Here is a 14,270-nt window from a genome sequence, read left to right on the forward strand (position 1 = left end):
GTGACGTTATGTGCACACCTCTGCACACTGGCGGCGATGGAGTGAACGCGCGATGAATGCACGGCAACCGGGGGCGCCCGGGTCGTAGGGCGCGGGGAGGGCGGCCGCTAACCTTACGTGTCCGCCCTGGCCAGGGATGAAGGACGCATACCGCACCCAACTCATGCGAAGGGGTTCGCCCATGGGTATTCGGAGCTTGCTGAACAAGGTATTCGGCCGCAACCGCGCGCACGACGCCGAGCCCGACGTCCCGGCAACCTCCGTCCCGGCCCAGGGGGCGGCGCCTGAGACGGAGACGACGACGGAGACGGAGACCACGGCGGGGCCGGAGGCCACGGCGGAGCCGGTCGAGGCGGCGGACGCGCCCGCCGCGGCGGAGGCGTCCGCGCCGACCGCGGACGCGGCTCCGTCCGAGCCGAAGGCCGCCGAGGAGACCGCCCCGGCGGAGACCGCCGCGGAGCGCGCGGCGGCGGACCTGGTGGCCGCGAGTTTCGACAACCCGCAGATCCCGGCCGCACGACGGGCTCCGTCGGAGACGGACGTCGCGGGTGCGGGTGCGGGTGCGGCTGACGCCGAGGCCGTGGCCGTGACCGAGAAGCCTCAGGCGGCCGCGTCCGAGACGGAGTCCGCGGCTGACGCCGAGGCCTCGCCGGAGCAGCCGCAGGCCGAGGCGGAGCCGGTCGCCGACGAGGCGGCCGACAGCCAGGCGGAGCCGGTCGCCGACGAGGCGGAGCAGCAGACGGACGGCGTCGAGCCGGCGGCCCAGGAGCTCGCCGCGGAGGCGTCCTCCGACAGCGCGGCTCCCGCCGAGCAGACGCCCGATGCCGACGACGCCGCGCCGCAGGCCGCCGAGGCCGAGACGGAGACCACCGCACCGCAGGCCGCCGAGGCCGAGGCGGAGGCCACCGCACCGCAGGCCGCCGAGGCCGAGGCGCCCGTCGAGGCGCCCGCGGAGCAGGAGCCCGCTCCGGCGGAGGACGCGACGAGCACCGAGACGGCGGCGGAGAGCGCCCCGGCCTCCGAGGACGCAACCGCCGCCACGGACACCGAGCCGCAGGCTGCCGCTGACACGACCGAGGAGCCGGCCGCAACCGAGGAGCCGAGCGCGCAGGCGCCGGACGACAGCGCGGCCGAGGCGGAGACCCCCGTCGCAGCGGCCGCGGAGACGGACCAGGAGCCGGAGGCGGCGGCCCCGGCCACCGTCGAGACCCCGACCCCGGCAACCGCCCCGGCCCCGGCCCCCGAGCCGGAGGCGGAGTCGGCAGCCCCGGCCGACGCGGACACCCCGGCCGACGCGGACACCCCGGCCGACGCGGACACCGCGGCCGGCGTGGAGACCCCGGCCGACGCGGACACCCCGGCCGACGCGGACACCGCGGCCGGCGTGGAGACCCCGGCCGGCCCGGCCCTCGCCCTCCCCCGCCTCAAGGCCGACGCCCCGCACCTCGTGGACGCCTACAAGGCGGCCGGCGCGGTCCTGAAGAAGCAGGGGCTGACGGGCGCGCGGGCGGCGGTGTACCTCGTGGTGGACCGCTCCGGGTCGATGCGGCCGTACTTCAAGGACGGCTCCGTGCAGCGCCTGGCGGAGCAGACGGTGGCACTCGCCGCGCACCTCTCCGAGGAGGCGGCCGTCACCGCCGTCTTCTTCTCGACGGAGATCGACGGCACGGCCGAGCTGCGTCCCGCCGACACCACCCCCGACCGCGTCGAGGAGATCAACGCGACCCTCGGCCGGATGGGCCGGACCAACTACGACCGCGCGGTCGAGGAGGTCCTCGCCCTGCACGGCAAGAGCGCGGACCCGGCCCTCCCCGCCCTGGTCGTCTTCCAGACGGACGGCGCTCCGGAGTCGAAGACGGCGGCGACCCAGGCACTGACGGAGGCGGCGGCCGACGGCAAGACCCCGGTGCACTGGCGCTTCACGGTGTGGGGCGAGGAGGACAACAAGGCCTTCGACTACCTCCGTAAGCTCGCGACCCCCCGCACGGGCGTCCACTTCGCCGGTCCGGCCCCGGTGGAGACCCCGCACGCGGCGTTCTACAAGGGCCTCCTCGCGGACTGGTCGCTGTAAGGACCCGCGCGAAGCCCAGGCACCACCACCTCCGGGGGCCCGGCACCGCACGCAGCACGCGCGCGGCCGGGCCCCCGGCGTGTGCGGGGCCCCCGCCCCGGCGGGGGCAGCGTCTCCCGGCCGTTAAAATTCGCACCATGGCGGCCACTGGATCCGAGAAGCAGGGCTCGAAGGCGTTCTACGTCTCGACCCCCATCTACTACGTCAACGACGCTCCTCACCTGGGCCACGCCTACACGACCGTCGCAGGCGACGTGCTCACCCGCTGGCACCGCCAGCGCGGTGAGAAGGTGTGGTACCTCACCGGCACGGACGAGCACGGTCAGAAGATCATGCGCACCGCGGAGGCGAACGGCGTCACGCCCCAGGAGTGGTGCGACAAGCTCGTCGAGGAGGCCTGGAAGCCCCTCTGGGAGCACCTGGACATCGCGAACGACGACTTCATCCGCACCACCCAGAAGCGTCACACCGACCGCGTCCAGGAGTTCGTGCAGGACCTGTACGACAAGGGCGAGATCTACAAGGGCGGCTACGAGGGCCCGTACTGCGTGGGTTGCGAGGAGTACAAGCTCCCGGGCGATCTCATCGAGGCCGAGGACGGCACGAAGCTGTGCCCGATCCACAAGAAGCCGGTGGAGATCCTCAAGGAGGAGAACTACTTCTTCAAGCTGAGCGAGTACGGCCCGAAGCTGCTGGAGTTCTACGAGGCGAACCCGGGCTTCGTCCAGCCCGAGTCGGCCCGCAACGAGGTCGTGAACTTCGTCAAGCAGGGTCTGCAGGACCTGTCGATCTCCCGCTCGACCTTCGACTGGGGCATCCCGATCCCGTGGGACGACAAGCACGTGATCTACGTGTGGGTCGACGCGCTCCTGAACTACGCGACGGCGGTCGGCTACAACGAGAACCCGGCGAAGTTCGAGGAGACCTTCCCGGCGAACGTGCACCTGGTCGGCAAGGACATCCTGCGGTTCCACGCGGTGATCTGGCCGGCGATGCTGATGGCGCAGGGCCTGCCGGTCCCGGGCCGGGTGGCGGCCAACGGCTGGCTGATGGTCGGCGGCGAGAAGATGTCGAAGTCGAACCTGACCGGCATCAAGCCGCAGGACCTGACCTCGCACTTCGGCGTGGACGCGTACCGCTGGTACTTCCTGCGGGCGATCGCCTTCGGCAGCGACGGCTCGTTCTCGTGGGAGGACTTCACCGCCCGCTACACGTCCGAGCTGGCCAACGACTACGGCAACCTCGCCTCGCGCGTGGCGGCGATGGTCGGCAAGTACTTCGGCGGCGAGCTGCCGGCGGCGACGGCGGACGGCGACGCGGAGAAGGCTGTCCACGAGGGCCTGGCGAAGGCCGTGGCGACGGCCGACGCGAAGATCGGCGAGGAGCTGGACTTCCAGGGCGGCATCCTGGCGATCTTCGACTTCGTGAAGCAGGTCAACGGCTACATCACGGAGCAGGAGCCGTGGAAGGTCGCGAAGGACGAGTCCGAGGAGGGCCGCGCCCGCCTCGCCACGATCCTGTACACGGCCGCCGAGTCCCTCCGCGCCGTCGCCGTGCTCCTGAACCCGATCATGCCGGAGACCTCGCAGGCCCTCTGGGAGTCCCTGGGCGCCGAGGCGTCCCTGGGCGCCCTGGCCGCCCAGCCGGTCCAGGACGCGGGCGAGTGGGGCAAGCTCCCCGCCGGCACGACGGTCACGAAGGGCGCGATCCTCTTCCCGCGCCTGGAGGACCCGAAGAAGGACTGACGCCCACCGGGCCGCGCACGAACCGAAGGCCGCCGCCCCTGCCCGGGGCGGCGGCCTTCGCCGTGCCCACGAGCCACGGGCAACCCGCACGGGTGAAGGCTCCGCATCCCCACCCCCTCGGCCGCCGGCATATGCCGGCGTCGCCACGTGGCGACAGCGACGAATCCGTCCGCGTGGACGGACGAACCCGTAGCGTGGGAGGCACCACCGATCCCGGAGGAGGCCGCCGTGGAGGCAGTCGAGCAGCGGACCCGCGCCATGACCCAGGAGCTCTTCGAGCCGCTCAAGCAATGGGTCGGCTGAACCGCCCATTTCCGACCGACTCGACGGCAGTTGCCGGCCGACCGGCATGACAGGAATCGGCCGTTTGTTCGTTGCTTGTGGGAATGATCGCATGGCAGCATGCGTGAGTGACTGACAACGGGGACGACATATCGAAGCCTCAACGGGTCTCCAGACTCGTTGATTTGGCGACCGCGTCGGTTCCGGCGACGCAGCCGACTACCGCATCCGAGACGGTCCAGGCGACATCGCAGACTCCGGCGGAGAAGGCGTCGGGCGGGGAGCCGGCGAAGGGGACCGAGGCGGCGCGCCGAGAGTTTGCGCGTTTGCTCGGCGAGTTCCGCCGTACCGCTGTGCTGGTGCCGTTCGACGAGTTCGGGAGCCTGTGGACTGCGGACTTCAACGGCGTGCGGTGGATCTGCGCGTTCTCGGACGAGGAGGCGCTGGCCCGGTTCGCCGCGGCACGGGGCGAGGCGGGCCGTGAGTGGACGTACCGGACGGTGCTGGGTGCGCGACTGCTTGACGTGATGGTGCCGATGCTGCCGGGACCGGGTGGGGTGGCCCTGGACGCGGGCAGTGCGGACGGGATGGTGTTTCCGCCGGTGGCGGGCATCGTCCCGGACGAGGTGGCAGTGGATCTCGGGGGAACGGGGAAGCAGTGAGCGGGAACGAACCGGAGCTCGTGGTGCCGCCGGCGGCACTGGCGGAGATAGCGAAGGGCATCGATCTGGCGCATGCCGAGCTGAAGGACCTCGGAATGATCGGCCAGGCGTCGATGGGGCGGGGCTTCTCCGAGCTGGCCCTGTCCGGGCTGGAGTTGGGCCACGGCGGCCTGACCTCGGAGTTCGAGACCTTCTGCAACCGCTGGGAGTGGGGCGTGCGGGCGTTGGCGATGCGGGGCAACGGCTTCGCCCAGGGGGTCGGCCTGTCGGCGGGCTCGTTCGCGGAGCAGGAGCAGTACGTCAAGGACACGTTCAAGATCGGTGTGAACTCGCTGAACGGCAATCCGCACCTGTCCGAGGACGAGGTCAAGCAGATGCGCTGGGAGACCATCCGCGACCAGAACACGTGGGACGGCGCGGACTGGAGCCCGGAATCGTTCTCCAAGGCCCACGACGAGGTCAAGCAGACCTGGAAGAACACCGGTTACGACGTGATGGACGCGGAGCTGGACTCGATGGAGCGCTCCGGGCTGATCGACCCGGCGGACCGCGACCTCGTGGACGCGAAGCTCAAGGAGAAGCTCGCCCCTGATCAGGCGACGATCGACCAGGCCGAGCAGCCGCGGTGGGGGGAGAGCCGCTGATGGTCGACTGGAAGGGGTGGGGCGACAAGATCGTCGACGGTGTCGACCGCGGGATCGACAAGGGCAAGGAGCTGGTCGGCGAGGGCGTCGACTACGTCACCGACAAGACCGGCGAGGCCCTCGACAAGGCCGGTGCGCACGACTGGGCGGACGCGGTCGAGGACTGGGGCGACGAAGCCGCCTCCTCGCTCGGTGCGGAGGTCGGCGAGCAGCAGCTCGGGCAGACCGAGCAGGCCGACGAGCTGGTCCACGGCAAGCCGGACAGGATCACGGCCGCGGTGAAGAACCTGCGGGACTTCCAGAAGGCCTTCGACCTGGTCGGCGGCGGCATGAAGAAGCTGGACTCCGCGCACTGGAAGGGCGCCGCGGCCGACACCTTCCGGGAGGAGTTCCAGACCCTGCCGACCGACTGGCTGCACGCGGCGGACGCGATGGAGAACGCGGCCAAGGCGCTGGAGACGTACGGGCACGCGGTCGTGAGCGCGCAGGGCAAGGCGCGTGAGGCGATCGCCCTGTACAAGGAGGGCGACAAGGACTCCAAGGAAGCGGCGGACGCCTACAAGAAGAAGGCCGACGCCTACGAAGCGGCCCGCCACAGCGACAGCCCGCTGCCCCATCCCGGGGACTTCTCCGACCCAGGCGACGCGAAGCGGAAGCGCGCCCAGGAAATCCTGAACGACGCCCGGAAGGCACGGAACGAGGCGGGGGAGACCGCGAAGAACGCGGTCCGCGCCGCACTCGCGCACGCGCCCAAGGAGCCGACGGGCCTGGAGAAGGCCAAGCTGGAGCTGGTGGACTACGGCGTGGGCCAGGGCTTCGAGCTGGCCCACTTCGGCGGCGGCATCGTCAAGGGCACGGCGGGCCTGCTCAACTTCGTCCGCTCGCTCGACCCGATGGACCCGTACAACCTGACCCACCCGGCGGAGTACTACAAGGGCGTCAACACCACCCTCGCCGGCCTCGTCTCCACCGCCGCCAACCCGGACCGTGCCCTGAAGAACGCCTGGGACGCGGCCAAGGGCGACCCCTCGGAGTTCCTCGGCCGCCTCGTCCCCGAGCTGATCGGCACGAAGGGCGCGGGCGGCCTGAAGTCACTGACGCGGCTCAAGCACCTGGACGACGTGCCCACGAAGCCGGGCGGCGCCAAGGGCCCGGCCCGCGACGCCCACACGGAAGACCCTCACGGCAAGGGCCAGGAGCCGAAGGAGAAGTGCGACTGCGGCGACCCCGTGGACATGGCCACGGGACGGGTCTTCCTGCCCCAGACGGACCTCGCCCTGCCGGGCACCCTGCCGGTGGTGCTCCGCCGGCACTACGAGTCCTCCTACCGTGCGGGCCGCTGGTTCGGGCCGTCGTGGGCGAGCACGATCGACCAGCGCCTGGAGATCGACGCGGAGGGCGTGCTCCTGCTCTGCGAGGACGGCAGCATCCTGGCCTACCCGCATCCGGCGCCCGGCGTCCCGGTGCTGCCGACCCACGGCACCCGCCGCTGGCGGCTGGACCGGGACACGTCGGACGGCACGTACACGGTCACAGACCCGGAGACGGGCGTAGTCCGCCACTTCGCCACTGTCGGCGACGGGGACGGAGACGAAGCCGCCCTCGTCCAGATCGACGACCGCAACGGCAACTGGATCACCCTGGGGTACGACGCGGAGGGTGCGCCCGCCGAGCTCGCCCACCACGGCGGGTACCGGGTCCGCCTGACCACGGACGGATCCCGGATCACGGCCCTGCACCTGGGCGACCAGGAGGTCCGGCGCTACGGCTACACCGACGGCCATCTGACCTCGGTCGCCGACTCCGCGGGCCGCCCGCTGTGCTTCGGCTACGACGAGCGGGGCCGGATGACGTCCTGGACCGACAGCAACGGGCACCGCTACGCCTACGTCTACGACGAGCGGGACCGCTGCGTGTCCCAGTCGGGCCGCGACGGCGTCATGGCCGGCCGCTTCACCTGGGGCGACGGCGAGACGACGTACACGGACGCACTCGGCCGGACGACCCGCTTCGAGGTGAACGACCAGGCGAGGATCACCGCCCAGACAGAGCCAGACGGTGGGGTCACCCGGTCCACGTACGACGCCCGAGGCCGTCTGCTGTCCCGTACGGATCCCTTGGGCCACACGACCCTCTTCGCCTACGACGAGGAGGGCCGGCTCACGACCGTCACCCGCCCCGACGGGCGGACCACGACCGCCGAATACGACACACTCGGGCTGCCGGTGAGGGTGCGGCGCCCGGACGGCACGACGGTCCGGCAGACGTACGACGAGCGCGGCAATCGCACATCGGCCACGAGCCCCTCTGGCGCGCGCACGGAGTTCAGCTACGACGACCGGGGACGGCTCACGACCGTCACGGACCCGCTCGGTGCGGTCGCCCGGGTCCGCACCGACGACGTGGGGCTTCCGATCGCGGTCACCGACCCGCTCGGTGCGACGACCTCGTACGGCTACGACGTCTTCGGCCGTACGGTCCGGGTCACCGACCCGCTGGGCGCGGAGACTCGGCTGGAATGGACGCCCGAAGGCCGGCTCAGCCGCCGGGTGAACCCGGACGGTGCCGTCGAGTCCTGGACGTACGACGGCGAGGGCAACTGTCTGACGCACACGGACGCCATCGGCGGCACCACGGTCTTCACTTACGGCGACTTCGACGTCCTCGCGACCCGCACCACCCCGGACGGGACGCGCTACTCCTTCACCCACGACGCGGCGCTCCAGCTGACGGGCGTCACGAACCCGCAGGGCCTGACCTGGGCATACGCCTACGACGCGGCGGGCCGAACGGCGTCCGAGACGGACTTCGACGGCCGGACCGTGACGTACGCGTACGACGCGGCGGGACGCTTGGAATCGCGGACCAACGGCGCCGGTGAAACGATCCGCTTCGAGCGGAACCCTCTCGGCCAGGTGCTCCGCAAGGACGCGGGCGGTGCGGTCACCACCTACGAGTACGACGTCTTCGACGAGCTGGCGATGGCGGTGAGCCCGGACGCGACGCTGACGCGTCTGCGGGACCGGTACGGCCACCTCATGTCGGAGACGATCAACGGACGGACGCTCGCGTTCTCCTACGACGAGGTGGGCCGGCGAACGGGCCGCACGACGCCGGGCGGGGCGGTGAGCGCGTGGTCCTACGACGCGGCGGGCCGCCGCACGGAGCTGACCACGTCCGGCCGGACGATGTCCTTCACGCACGACGCCGTGGGCCGCGAACTGACCCGCGCGGTCGGCGACTTCGCACAGTTGACCTCCGCCTTCGACGAGGCGGGCCGGCTGACCGCGCACAAGGTGACGAGCCGCGGTGGCCGGCGCCTGCAGCACCGGGCGTACCACTACCGCCCGGACGGAAACCTGGTCGGCATCGACGACCACCTCGCCGGCCCGCGCCGTTTCGACCTGGACGCGGCGGGCCGGGTGACGGCGGTACGCGCCGACCAGTGGACGGAGCGGTACGCATACGACGAGGCCGGCAACCAGACGGAAGCCGTGTGGCCCCGCGACACGGAGGCGACGGGCCCTCGCACCTACACCGGCACCCGCATCACCCGCGCGGGCGGCGTCCGCTACGAACACGACGCCCAAGGCCGGACCGTCCTCCGCCAGAAGACCCGCCTGTCGAGGAAGCCGGACACCTGGCACTACGCCTGGGACGCGGAGGACCGCCTGACGTCCGTCATCACGCCCGACGGCACCGAATGGCGCTACGTCTACGACCCGCTGGGCCGCCGCATCGCGAAGCACTCGCCCACGGAAACCATCCGCTTCACGTGGGACGGCACGACCCTGTGCGAACAGTCGACGGAAACCCTCACCCTCACCTGGGACCACGCGGGCCTGCGCCCCCTGGCCCAGACAGAACACCGCCACGACACCGACGAGATCCGCTTCTTCGCGATCGTCTCCGACCTGATCGGCACCCCGACCGAACTCGTCGACGAGACGGGCGAACTGGCCTGGCGCTCCCGCACCACCCTCTGGGGCACGACCTCCTGGACAAGGACGTCCACGGCGTACACCCCGCTCCGATTCCCGGGCCAGTACTTCGACCCGGAATCGGGCCTCCACTACAACTTCTTCCGCTACTACGACCCCGAATCGGCCCGCTACCTGACCCAGGACCCCCTGGGCCTGGCCCCCGCCCCGAACCCGGCGACGTACGTCCACAACCCACACACGTGGAGCGACCCGCTGGGGCTGGCGCCGTGCGAAGACCCGCCAACACACAAGAAGCTGGAGAGTCGTAGCGCCGCGTTCAGGGAAGCCAAGCGAGACCTGGGTATACCCATGTCCCAACAACCCTACGAACTGCGCAGAGTTCCTATGACGACACGAGACGGTCAGCAGATCATGACGGACGATCACCGTCCTGTGATCACACGTGAATACCTCTTCGAGCGGGAAGACGGAAGCCGAGTCATCATCCAGGACCACTCCTTTGGCCACTACTACGGAGAGGGCGGCGTCGGTGATCAAGGGCCACACCTCAACGTGAGACCCTTTGAGAACCCGCGCAACGGGCATGTGCCGGGAACGGCATTGCACTACGAGTATTGACAGGTGAGCTCTATGACGTGGGTTTCTCTGCTCGCGGACAGCGGTGGCCTCGACCGCATCTACGGCGGCCGTCCTCCTGCGCTCACCTCTGTCCGGCTGCACGCCGTGGAGGTCGGCCGCGAGGGCCCGTCTCTGAACCTGCGGTTCGACCTCGACGTGTACCCAGAACAGCCCCCGGCGAAATGGGCTGCGCAGGGGTACAACACCGTGCAGGTGACACTCTCCCTCGGTGGGCTGCGGGACGTGACGATGAACGGCTTCGGGACTGATCCGGTCGTCGACATCTCCGTCGAAGGGACTGACGGGGTGACCTTGGACATCCACTCGGACGAGGTCCAGTTGCACGCAGTAGCGGACGCTGCGTATGTCAGCCGGATCTCTGCCTATGCCTCCGCCGGCTGAGCAACCAACCCATCCCGCGGGGGGACTACGAGCGCGCGCTGCGGCTTTCCAACGAGTGAGAAAAAATCTTGAGAATAAGCGGCGAGTACAAAATGCCGTCCCCCTGGGGGCGACGTTGAACGCGAAAGACGAACCCGCCTCGCAAGGCAGAAGCAGACGGGCCAGGCAGGTGTTGCAGGGATTCGATCAGGTCGTCTGGTTCAGGTCACCAACGGAGCGACACCCGCTCGAAGGGCATCTCCAAGTGACCTTCTTGGCATGGCGCTTCGCGTATCCACGCGACGAATTCAAGGCACTTTTTGAGGAGGTGGTGCGTTCGGGACCCGAGAAGACAAAATGGGAGTTCAGGCCGGGGGAGAAGAACTGGATGATCGTCCCCGTTCGACTGATCGAGGAGTCCGGACCCGACACAGAACACTTCAATGAGGCCGTTGCCTCGATCTCGAAGAACGACCAAGCGTTCTGCGCCGACACGGCAGTGGATCTCGAAAGCATACTGAACGCCCTGGCAAAGGCCTCAGACCGCCTTCCCGAACGACCGACGCGGTCGGCGGACAGCTCTGAGGACTGAATCCGCATTTCCGCGCGGGCCCGGAGACGGGCCGCTGTCGACCCGATCCTAATGCTGACTACGAGCGCTCCATCAGGATCCCGACCCCCGGGAAGAACCTACTGGCTACCGACCGGGCACCAAGGGCCAGGCCCGGCTGGACGGGCAGCGGCCACGGCTGCCAGCCACGTCCGGTGGCTACCACCGCTTCTTCTCCAACGAGGGCTGGGAAAAATGAAAAATGAGCACGCGGAAGACTCCAGGTTGATCGAGTCTCTTAGATCGCACGGCTTGGAAGCGACCACCGGAGCAATTCCCCACGGTGCGCCAGATATCCAGAAGGCGATACTCGCTGTGACCGGAATCTACGTGCAACCGACGTCATCGATTCCCCACACAAATCCGGATGCGCGCGATCAGGTGGACTTTCGCTGGCACGCAGAGGCAGAGCGCATACGGATCTACGACCAGGACGCAGAGTTTCTGCTGCTCACCTCGAACCCTGGAAGTGAAAGGAGAGGCTGGCTCCGAGTGAGGGACACGATCCGGAATCGGCTCCCCTCTCGTCTTGCCGACTCAACTGGATTCCGCGAGTTCATCGCCGTTTCCGTGGACGGACGGTCACTTTGCGCAGTTTCGGTCGAAGATGATGACGACTGGATTGTCACCCACCGCTTCGAGTGACGCGGGCATCCAGATGACGTTCACAGTCCGCCCCGACCAAGGTGAACCCGGCGACTTCGACCTCGGGGACATCACCTGCGAAGGGGACTGCGCGTCCGTGGGGTCGGCGGGCCATGCCCCCGACCGAGGAATGATGATCTATCTGTCAGTCCCCCTGCTTCTCGACTCGCTTCGGCCTCTCATCACCGGGGAGAAGAAGGCTGTTTCGTTCGTGGGCACCGACACGTCGTTCGGGCTTGACTTCAAGCGCGATCGAAAGGGAGCCGTCCCGGTTTCCGCAAAGGGGACGTTGCTGGGGAACTGCACGGCCGAAGAGCTCGCGCAAGCGGTTCTCCAGGCCACGCGAGAGCTTGAGGGCAAGTCTCGTTCGACTCTTCCCCCAGGGGGCGGTGCACGAGGTGATCTCGCCGGCTCCCTGGAGAGGTTCCGCGCGTCGATCGAGTGATGGTCCCCAAGAAGTGCCAAGGGCTCGTCTGTGGAGGTTCCCCGCGCGGCAACTGTGCGAGGTCGGCGGAGACATGAGATGGATGCGCATCAGGAGGACTGAAGGGACTTCGGTTGGCACCTCACCCGACGGTGGCCAGTCGGTTTGGCCGGTGGACGTCTCGACGACATCCTCTCGCCTTTGCTGGAACAGCTCCCTGGCACGGTCCGTGCGCTGGAACGCGGCGAAGGCGCCTCTGTCGACCTGTGCGGGCAGGGCGGGAGGGGCGGCTCGGCTTCTCGCCGGCCGACGGGGCGGTAACGATCTGCTGCGCCTCCGGAACGGAGCTGGATCTCGCCGGTTCACCGGAGTTCGGAAAAGCGGGTTCCGGTGGCTCGGGTGGCCCCAAGTGCCAAGTACTAGAGGGGAAATGACCCCACCAAACCCACCCTTTCCCTCCCACGGCGACGCCGTCACCCATGCAGGTGAAATATGCCAACTGGGCTGGCGCCGGGCCCGGTTGCTTGATCTACGCTCAGCGCGACCGACACAACCGCAGACATGCGTCGGCCCTCGCCGGGACGGCAATCCCAGTGCGAGGGCCTGACCATCCAGGAAGCGAGACCTTCCCGATGGATAGCCAGAACACTAGCGTGCGCCCATACCCCCCGTCCCGTAACGGCGGCAAGAACCACCCTCACCGGCGTACGAGTGGCGGCGTCATCCACGAGAACACGCGCCACACCGAGCGCTTCACCATCATCGGCAACGACCTCCTCCAGCACGAGGAGTTGTCGGGGCTGGCCCGCGCCATCGGCGCGTACATCCAGTCGGTGCCCGCCGGCGCGCCCGTCGACATCAAGACCATGTCCCGGAAGATGCGCGAGGGCACCACCCGGACCGCCGCCGCCATGCGCGAGCTGGTGGCCTTCGGCTATCTGCGGCGGGAGCGCGTACGCCTGCCGAACGGGCGGATCGTGACGCGGACGGTGTTCTGCAACCAGCCGGGCCGCAGCAGGACCAACAACGCACCCCCGCAGCCGAAGCCAGATCGGAAGCCTGCGTCCCGGTCCGAGCCGCCGCGTCGCCGCGCCCTGCCCGCTGTGCCGCAGCCCGCGCATCCCGCCCCTGACCTGCTGCTGACCGCCGCGGAGCTCCTCGCCGGGCTCCGACTCCCAGATCCCCGACTCCTCCTCACCGCCGCCGAAACCGAGCACCTGGCCCCGGGCGTCGCCGCCTGGCTGGAGCGGGACGTCACCCCGGACGCCGTACGGCAGGCCCTGGCCTCAGATCTCTCGGACCCCCTGTGGCGCCCCGCAGCCCTCCTGGCCCACCGGCTGTCCGAACGGCTTCCGGCCCCGCCCCCGTTCCGAGCGCCCCGGCAGCACCCGCTCCAGACCTGCGACGGCTGCGAACGCCCTTTCCGGGCCGCCGCCCCCGGCCGCTGCAGAGACTGCCGCACCAGTGCGGAAGTCGGTCACTCACGCGAGTGAACCAGCCCGCCCTGCCATGACCGCACCACTAGGAAACCCATGGTCAGCTCACCCCATGAAGCGATGCACCGCATCTTCCAGCACGATCTCCACCTCTTCAGCCGCCTGTCCGAACTGCTCGGGTTACCCCTTCCCCCTCCGGTCGAGGTGACCGTCCTGCCCAACGACCTCACCGAAGCAAGCCCCGTCGAGCGTCGGGTGGACACCCTCCTGCGCCTCGACAGCGCGGAGGACGGGTCCCTCCTCCTCGCCATCGAGGCGCAGGGGAAAAAGGACCCGGCCAAGCCGGCGAGCTGGGCGTACTACACCGCGTACCTGTGGACGAAGTACCGGCTGCCGACAGCTCTGCTGGTCGTCTGCCAGGACCGGTCCACCGCCGACTGGGCCGGGCGTCCGGTGACCAGCGGGCCGCCGCACATAGAGCTCTGGAGGAACCTGGTGGCCGTGGACCTCTCCTTCTACAAGTCGGTCATCTCCGAGGAGATCCGGGACGAAGGCCGTGCTCAGGGCCGTGCCCAGGGCAGTGCCGACGCCATACTGATCGTCCTGGAGCAGCGCGGTCTCGACGTGTCCGACGACGCCCGTCAGCGCATCACCGGATGCGCCGACCCGGAGGTACTGCGCCGCTGGGTCGCCCGTGCCGTCACCGTCTCCTCCGCCGAGGAGATCTTCGCCGACGAGGACGAGTAGTCCGTTCCAGCACACACGAAAGGGGCCCGGAACCGTACGAGACGGTTCCGGGCCCCTCAGA

12 protein-coding genes are annotated in these 14,270 nt (G+C 69.5%); all 12 read left to right on the forward strand.

The window, feature by feature from the left end; translation table 11 throughout:
- The first annotated feature begins 196 nt into the window (after positions 1–196).
- The 12 genes from AB0M16_RS17670 to AB0M16_RS17725 all read left to right on the forward strand — a co-directional run bounded on the left by AB0M16_RS17670 (position 197) and on the right by AB0M16_RS17725 (position 14,209).
- Positions 197–2,071 carry a VWA domain-containing protein gene (locus AB0M16_RS17670; protein ID WP_365343750.1) on the forward strand — a complete coding sequence of 625 codons (1,875 nt, stop codon included), beginning with the start codon at positions 197–199 and terminating at the stop codon, positions 2,069–2,071.
- Between the two features lie 137 nt (positions 2,072–2,208).
- Positions 2,209–3,816, forward strand: coding sequence for a methionine--tRNA ligase (metG, locus tag AB0M16_RS17675; protein ID WP_365343753.1), 1,608 nt, complete (start codon positions 2,209–2,211; stop codon positions 3,814–3,816).
- Between the two features lie 147 nt (positions 3,817–3,963).
- Complete coding sequence (locus AB0M16_RS17680; protein WP_365343755.1) at positions 3,964–4,119, forward strand: hypothetical protein; 156 nt, start codon at positions 3,964–3,966, stop codon at positions 4,117–4,119.
- 107 nt (positions 4,120–4,226) lie between these two features.
- Positions 4,227–4,760, forward strand: a complete 534-nt coding sequence (locus tag AB0M16_RS17685; RefSeq protein WP_365343757.1) for an SseB family protein — start codon at positions 4,227–4,229, stop codon at positions 4,758–4,760.
- Positions 4,757–5,404 (forward strand): hypothetical protein, encoded by a 648-nt coding sequence (locus AB0M16_RS17690; RefSeq protein ID WP_365343759.1) that lies wholly within the window; start codon positions 4,757–4,759, stop codon positions 5,402–5,404. The genes AB0M16_RS17685 and AB0M16_RS17690 overlap by 4 nt, the downstream gene beginning before the upstream one ends.
- Complete coding sequence (locus AB0M16_RS17695; RefSeq protein ID WP_365343761.1) at positions 5,404–9,966, forward strand: putative T7SS-secreted protein; 4,563 nt, start codon at positions 5,404–5,406, stop codon at positions 9,964–9,966. Before AB0M16_RS17690 ends, AB0M16_RS17695 begins: the two co-directional genes overlap by 1 nt.
- 12 nt (positions 9,967–9,978) lie before the next feature.
- Entirely contained in the window at positions 9,979–10,368 is a 390-nt protein-coding gene (locus tag AB0M16_RS17700) for an Imm50 family immunity protein (RefSeq protein ID WP_365343763.1), read from the forward strand.
- 244 nt (positions 10,369–10,612) lie between these two features.
- Positions 10,613–10,939 (forward strand): hypothetical protein, encoded by a 327-nt coding sequence (locus AB0M16_RS17705; RefSeq protein ID WP_365343765.1) that lies wholly within the window; start codon positions 10,613–10,615, stop codon positions 10,937–10,939.
- Positions 10,940–11,272: 333 nt separating this feature from the next.
- Positions 11,273–11,602 (forward strand): hypothetical protein, encoded by a 330-nt coding sequence (locus tag AB0M16_RS17710; protein WP_365343767.1) that lies wholly within the window; start codon positions 11,273–11,275, stop codon positions 11,600–11,602.
- A 13-nt stretch (positions 11,603–11,615) separates the two neighbouring features.
- On the forward strand, positions 11,616–12,047 hold the full coding sequence (locus AB0M16_RS17715; RefSeq protein WP_365343769.1) for a hypothetical protein: 432 nt from the start codon (positions 11,616–11,618) through the stop codon (positions 12,045–12,047).
- 611 nt (positions 12,048–12,658) lie between these two features.
- The gene (locus AB0M16_RS17720) at positions 12,659–13,519 is read left to right on the forward strand and encodes a helix-turn-helix domain-containing protein (protein WP_365343771.1); all 861 of its coding nucleotides are present in this window, start codon (positions 12,659–12,661) and stop codon (positions 13,517–13,519) included.
- Positions 13,520–13,558: 39 nt separating this feature from the next.
- Positions 13,559–14,209: a hypothetical protein gene (locus AB0M16_RS17725; protein ID WP_365343773.1), complete on the forward strand. Its 651-nt coding sequence runs from the start codon at positions 13,559–13,561 to the stop codon at positions 14,207–14,209.
- Positions 14,210–14,270: the final 61 nt, after the last annotated feature.

The sequence above is a fragment of the Streptomyces sp. NPDC051921 genome, from assembly GCF_040680975.1.
Taxonomy (GTDB): Bacteria; Actinomycetota; Actinomycetes; order Streptomycetales; family Streptomycetaceae; genus Streptomyces.

What these genes read in the sequence shown, in the direction of transcription:
- metG (WP_365343753.1), top strand. Translation starts at nt 2,209, where the DNA reads ATGGCGGCCACTGGATCCGAGAAGCAGGGCTCGAAGGCGTTCTACGTC.
- AB0M16_RS17695 (WP_365343761.1), top strand. Translation starts at nt 5,404, where the DNA reads ATGGTCGACTGGAAGGGGTGGGGCGACAAGATCGTCGACGGTGTCGAC.
- AB0M16_RS17700 (WP_365343763.1), top strand. Translation starts at nt 9,979, where the DNA reads ATGACGTGGGTTTCTCTGCTCGCGGACAGCGGTGGCCTCGACCGCATC.
- AB0M16_RS17715 (WP_365343769.1), top strand. Translation starts at nt 11,616, where the DNA reads ATGACGTTCACAGTCCGCCCCGACCAAGGTGAACCCGGCGACTTCGAC.
- AB0M16_RS17720 (WP_365343771.1), top strand. Translation starts at nt 12,659, where the DNA reads ATGGATAGCCAGAACACTAGCGTGCGCCCATACCCCCCGTCCCGTAAC.
- AB0M16_RS17725 (WP_365343773.1), top strand. Translation starts at nt 13,559, where the DNA reads ATGGTCAGCTCACCCCATGAAGCGATGCACCGCATCTTCCAGCACGAT.